Origin of the sequence: Mesorhizobium sp. M7A.F.Ca.CA.004.12.1.1, assembly GCF_003997835.1 — a bacterium.
In the GTDB taxonomy this organism is placed as follows: Bacteria; Pseudomonadota; Alphaproteobacteria; order Rhizobiales; family Rhizobiaceae; genus Mesorhizobium.
In genome coordinates this window covers 1-4,274 of sequence record NZ_RZRK01000535.1, presented here as the reverse complement: position 1 = coordinate 4,274, position 4,274 = coordinate 1, and the positions used below count along the sequence as shown (strand labels likewise).

Sequence of the window (4,274 nt, the reverse complement as noted above, 5' to 3'; positions counted from 1 at the left end):
GCGCGGCGCCTTCGGCGATCTTCTCCTGTTCGCCGAAGGCGCCGCGCAACAGCGTCATGAACACACCCACCGGGCTTTCGCCGACCATGAGGATGATGATCGCGCCCATCAGCAGCGCCACGCCGATGGCGATCACCTGGCCGGAAACGGCACGCAAATGGTCTGTCATGATGCGGTCTCCGCGGCGAATTCCGGCACGGCCACGCCTGCCATCATCATGCCGATGCGCTCCTCGTCGGCCTCGTCGCCGGCGACCTCGCCCATGATCCGCCCGTTGAACATCACCAGGATGCGGTCGGCAAGGGCGGCCAGTTCGTCGAGCTGCACGGAAATCAGCAGGATTGCGCGGCCGGCGGCGCGCTGGCGCATGATCTCGTCATGAATGGCCTCCTGGGCGCCGATGTCGACGCCGCGCGTCGGCTGGTCGATCAGCAGGAAATCGGCGCCGTTGGTGAATTCGCGCGCCAGAACGACCTTCTGGATGTTTCCCCCCGAAAGCCGCTTGACCGCATCACCGGCTCCGCGCGCGCGAATATCGAAGCTCTTGATCAGCGTTTCGGCGTTTTGATTTATGGCATTCCAGTTGAGCATGCCGGCGCGGCTCCATGGGGCGCGGTGCTGGCGGCCCATCAGGGTGTTGGCTGCTATCGAAGCGTTGCGATCGACCCCGCGCACCATGCGGTCGCCTGGAACATGGGCGAGGCCTGCCTGGCGGATCGCGGCGGGGGAGAGCGCGGTGAGATTCCGGCCCTTCAGCCACGCCCCGCCATGGCTTGCCGGTCGCAAGCCCGAAAGCACTTCCGCCAGCTCCGTCTGTCCATTGCCGGCCACACCCGCGATCCCCACCACCTCGCCGGAGCGGACGGTGAAGCTGGCATCGCGAAGAGCCGGCAGCAGGCGATCGTCGCGCGCCCACAGATCCTTGACTTCGAGCACCACGTCGCCGTGCAGCGAAGCGCGCGGCCGGCGGTCGAAGCTCACCTCGCGGCCGACCATCATGTGCACCAACTCGTCCTTGCTGAGCTCGGCCGTCGGCCGGGTCGCCACCTTCCTGCCGTTGCGCAGCACCGTCACCGTGTCGGACACTTCCATCACCTCTTCCAGGTGATGCGAAATGAAGATCACCGTCATGCCTTCGGCCACGAAGCTGCGCAGTGTCTGGAACAGTTCACGGCTTTCCTGCGGCGTCAGCACGGCGGTCGGTTCATCGAGGATGATGGTGCGCGCGCCGCGCACCAGGACCTTAAGGATTTCGATGCGTTGCTCTATGCCGACCGAGAGCAGCCCGACGCGCTCGGTCGGATCGACCTGCAGGCCGAAGCGCTTCGACAGGTCGCGCGTGCGCGCAATTTGTGCGGCGTGGTCGATCAGGCCATGGCGACGGATTTCCATACCGAGAAAGACGTTGTCGGCAACCGAGAGCGAGGGAACCAGCTTGAAATGCTGGTGAACCATGCCGAGGCCGGCCTTTATCGCCACGGACGGATCGGCGATCACGATCTCTTCACCGTTCAGCCGGATCGAGCCTTCGTCCGGCTGCAAGAGGCCGAACAGGATGTTCATCAGCGTCGTCTTGCCAGCACCATTCTCGCCGATGATGGCGTGGATCTCGCCGCGGCGGACCGCAAGGTCGATGCCGTCATTGGCGACGAATGCGCCAAAACGCTTGGTGATGCCAGTCAACTCGACGGCTATCGCGGCATTGCTGTGGAGGGTCGGCGACCCCGGCGTGTTCGACAACGTGGCTCTCGCAGATTGGACACTGATCCGCCGCGGCAAGCCGCGGCGGATCAGTGTAGCGCTTTCTTGGGAGGGAGGCGCTGTTGTTGGCTTACTTTGCCTTGGCGATCACGATCTTGCCGTCGACGATGCCCTTTTTGATCTCGTCCAGCTTGGCGGTCACGTCAGCGGGGATCTTTGGGGCAATATCATCGCAGACCTTGACCTCGACACCGCCCGAGGCGAGGTCGAAAGTGCGGGTGCCGGCGGTGATCTTGCGGCCCTCGACCTCATCCTTGATCAGCGTGTAGACGGCGATGTCGCCGCGCTTCAGCATGCTGGCGAGCACATTTCCGGGAGCCGAGCCGCACATGTCGATGTCGACGCCGATCGAATATTTGTCGACCGCGGCACTTGCCTGCATCACGCCTTCACCCGTCGGGCCGGCGACGTTGTAGACAATGTCGGAGCCTTGGCCGTAAAGCGCCTGGGCAAGTTCGCTTCCCTTGGCCGGGTCGTCGAAGGTTCCGGCGAAGACGGAGTTTACCTTGACGTCGGGCGCGGCATATTTGGCGCCTTGCTCGTAGCCGCCCAGGAAGTTGCGGATCACCGGAATATCGCGGCCGCCGACAAAGCCGATCGCCTTGCCGTCGCCGATCTTGTCGAAGGCGGTGCCCTTGGCTTCGATCATGCCGGCAAGTGCACCGGCCACGAAGGATCCCTGCTCCTCGGCGAAATTGGCGTAGATCATCTTGGGGTTGTCGAGGACGCCATCGATAAACACGAAGCGCTGGTCGGGATATTCGGCGCTGACCTTTTGCAGCGAGTCCACCAGCTCCCAGCCCATCACGAAGATGAGGTCGTACTGCTTGCCCTTGGCAAGATTCTCGAACTGCTGCTGGTAGTCGAGCGCGCGATTGCCGGTGTCGACAAGCTTGAGGTCGATGCCGAAATCGGTCTTGGCCTTGTTGAGGCCGTTGACGATCGAAACGCCAAAACCCTGTGCGAAATACCCCGAGATGGCGGCCACGGAAACCTTGGCCTGTGCGGCGGCCGGTCCGAACGAAATGGCAAGCATCGTGCCGGCCAGAAATAAACTCTTGAGCGCCCTTTTCATGTCATTCCCCTTCAGCTTTTTCCAGCTTTTGAAGCCACGCTTTGACCATCCCCACATATCGCCGTAACAACGGCGAGTTCGTTGATGGTCATATGAGTTTAGGAGCGGCTTAACAGGCTGTCAATCGTCATCCGATGCAGTTTTCTTGGCCCTTCGCCCACGTGCTCGACGTCTGCGCTTGACAAATGTCGACGGGCATAATTGTTGATACTCTAATGAGTTTCCATGAACGACGGGATGAAGGAAGCGAAACAATGCCGGCTGTGGTGGTCAGGAAATTTCTGGTTCAGGTCGAAGAGATATTCCATGAGGGCGGACCCCACGCGGCACGCCCGCTCAAGCGAGGCGCGGTCGTCGCGGTCATTGCCAACCCTTTTGCCGGACGCTACGTCGAGGAGATCACCGGCTTCATGGAAGACCTGAAGCCGCTCGGTCTCGATATGGCCCGGCGCCTGATCGACGCCATTGGTGAAGGCGGCCAGGCCATCGAAGGCTATGGCAAGGGTGCCATAGTCGGCGCCGCCGGCGAGCTTGAACATGGCGCGCTCTGGCACAATCCGGGGGGCTATGCGATGCGCGAACTGCTCGGCAATGCCAAGGCGATCGTGCCTTCGACCAAGAAGGTCGGCGGCCCCGGAACGCGCATCGACATCCCGATCACGCACATAAACGCCTCCTATGTGCGCAGCCATTTCGATGCGATCGAGATAGGCATTGCCGATGCGCCGCGCGGCGACGAAATGGCGGTCATCCTGGCGATGACCACCGGCGCACGCGTCCATGCACGGGTCGGCGGCCTTGCCGCCGCCGACATCAAGGGCGAGGACGGCTTGCGATGAACCCCGAAATCCGCCGCATCATCACCATCGTCGAGGAAACCCGGATCGAAGGCGGGCGGCCCGTCGATCCGCCGACGCGGCGTGCCGCAGCCATTGCGGTGATCCGCAACCCCTATGCGGGCACTTACGTCGAGGACCTGTCGGCACTGAGCGCCATAGGCGAAGCCTTGGGCGATATCTTGCCCAGGCGCGCGGTCGCTGCTCTGGGCATTGCCGGCTACCGGGTCGAGAGCTTCGGCAAGGCCGCCGCCGTCGGCGCCGATGGCGAGCTCGAACATGCCGCCGCCATCCTTCATCCAAAGCTCGGCGCCCCGTTCCGCGATGTGCTTGGCAAGGGCGCCGCGCTCATTCCTTCATCGAAGAAGCGCGGCGGCCTCGGCGTGTCGCTCGATATTCCGCTCGGTCACAAGGATGCGGCGCGGGTGCGCAGCCATTTCGACGGCATGGAGGTTCGTGTTCCCGACGCACCGCGTGCCGACGAGATCGTCGTTGCTATCGCCGTCACCGATTCCGGCAGGCCGCACCCGCGCGTCGGCGGGCTGACCAAGGACAAGATTGTCGGGATTGACGGCGTCGGCTGACCGTCAGGCAGGCAGGAC

General features: G+C 63.2%; 4 protein-coding genes. 2 read left to right on the top strand and 2 right to left on the bottom strand.

Going from position 1 to position 4,274, the window contains the following annotated elements; all coding sequences use genetic code 11:
- Nucleotides 1-165: 165 nt before the first annotated feature.
- On the bottom strand, nucleotides 166-1,740 hold the full coding sequence (locus tag EN984_RS24455) for an ABC transporter ATP-binding protein (protein ID WP_127301659.1): 1,575 nt from the start codon (nucleotides 1,738-1,740) through the stop codon (nucleotides 166-168).
- Between the two features lie 91 nt (nucleotides 1,741-1,831).
- Nucleotides 1,832-2,836 (bottom strand): BMP family ABC transporter substrate-binding protein, encoded by a 1,005-nt coding sequence (locus tag EN984_RS24450; RefSeq protein WP_127267638.1) that lies wholly within the window; start codon nucleotides 2,834-2,836, stop codon nucleotides 1,832-1,834.
- 254 nt (nucleotides 2,837-3,090) lie between these two features.
- Between EN984_RS24450 and EN984_RS24445 the strand changes: the two genes are divergently transcribed.
- Together EN984_RS24445 and EN984_RS24440 are read left to right on the top strand one after the other, a co-directional pair.
- The gene (locus tag EN984_RS24445) at nucleotides 3,091-3,675 is read left to right on the top strand and encodes an amino acid synthesis family protein (RefSeq protein ID WP_023809103.1); all 585 of its coding nucleotides are present in this window, start codon (nucleotides 3,091-3,093) and stop codon (nucleotides 3,673-3,675) included.
- Nucleotides 3,672-4,256 (top strand): amino acid synthesis family protein, encoded by a 585-nt coding sequence (locus tag EN984_RS24440; RefSeq protein ID WP_127267637.1) that lies wholly within the window; start codon nucleotides 3,672-3,674, stop codon nucleotides 4,254-4,256. The genes EN984_RS24445 and EN984_RS24440 overlap by 4 nt, the downstream gene beginning before the upstream one ends.
- Nucleotides 4,257-4,274 lie beyond the last annotated feature (18 nt).